Raw genomic sequence first — 1,254 nt, 5'->3', positions numbered from 1 at the left:
GCGGGCATCGGGAGTCGGCACACCCTTCGGCGTCCATCGCGTCGCCGGCGTGAGGCCCTAAAGACCTTTTTAAAACTGGAACATGGGCACGAGTAAAGGGTCGAGTGTTGGTCGGAGTTGATGAATCTGATACAGCTTTATCAACTAGCGGCAAGCAAGGTGGTTCAATTAATCCATTGTCACAACACACAATCATTCCAACTTCAGGAAACTTTGTTTTAGCTCGTGGAGCTGGCACAAACCACTGGGCTTCGGCTTCTGCACCAAGCGGTTCTTATGCAATGGATACAGAACCAAGTGGAATCACAGTTGGAGATAACACTAACCATAATAACTGGCAACCGTTTGAGGCGGCCTATATTTGGAAACGTACAGCTTAGAACAACTCTATCGAAAGGTAGAGTTTTTATTAATGGAAGGAAAAATACAAATTGGAGTATCAATTATTAGGAGTTTCAGGGCTAATCTTAATTATATTAGGATTGACATGGTTAAAAGATGGGGAAAAAATGGACCCACCTTTGAGAAAAAGAATCATTATTGATTTAACAACAATCGCTTTATTTTGGATTGTATTTGAGTTTTGGCACTTCTCAAGCTCAAGAGCTTATGAAAATGAAGTAAATTGGATTATTAATGGCTCACTTGCTTTCTTTGGTGCACGAATGATTCAATTGATTTGCCAAGTAAATCCGATGTTTCAAGAACTTGTGAATTATTTGAAATCAAAAAGTTCTAAGACTGATGTTATTGAAAATGATACTACGGAGGAAAACAAATGAAAAAAGTAATTAAAAAAGCTGCCATTGGAATGGTAGCTTTCTTTGTTGTCGCAGCAAGTGGACCTGTATTTGCGGCAGTAGGTGACCAAGGGGTGGACTGGTCAGTATATAACGGAACTTACGGTAATTTTGGTTATGGCCATGATAAATTTGCTTTTAGCCAAATCGGAGGGACTTACGGTGGAACCTTTGTAGACCAAGCCACCTATGAAACGCAAGTAGCTTCAGCAATTGCTCAAGGTAAACGAGCGCACACTTATATTTGGTATCAAGTCGGAGGTTCACAAGAAGTAGCAAAAGCAGCACTTGACCGCTATTTACCAAAAATTCAAACGCCAAAGAATTCTATTGTAGCTTTGGACTATGAAGGTGGAGCAAGTGGAAATAAACAGACCAATACTGATGCGATTCTTTATGGAATGCGACGTGTAAAAGCGGCTGGATATACTCCAATGTATTATTCTGACAAGCC

3 protein-coding genes are annotated in these 1,254 nt (G+C 40.6%); all 3 read left to right on the top strand.

Annotated elements, in window-relative coordinates; genetic code table 11:
- Positions 1-107: 107 nt before the first annotated feature.
- Entirely contained in the window at positions 108-380 is a 273-nt protein-coding gene (locus tag AB0N14_RS40245) for a hypothetical protein (protein WP_366030631.1), read from the top strand.
- Between the two features lie 51 nt (positions 381-431).
- Positions 432-782, top strand: a complete 351-nt coding sequence (locus AB0N14_RS40240) for a holin (protein ID WP_081144332.1) — start codon at positions 432-434, stop codon at positions 780-782.
- The coding region (locus tag AB0N14_RS40235; RefSeq protein ID WP_366030630.1) for a GH25 family lysozyme at positions 779-1,254 on the top strand (476 nt) is incomplete at its 3' end. The genes AB0N14_RS40240 and AB0N14_RS40235, both read left to right, overlap by 4 nt.

Source organism: Streptomyces sp. NPDC051104, from assembly GCF_040682835.1.
GTDB classification, from domain to species: Bacteria; Actinomycetota; Actinomycetes; order Streptomycetales; family Streptomycetaceae; genus Streptomyces; species Streptomyces cynarae.
Note: the sequence above shows the minus strand (reverse complement) of the source record. Positions and strands in the feature narration are given on the sequence as shown.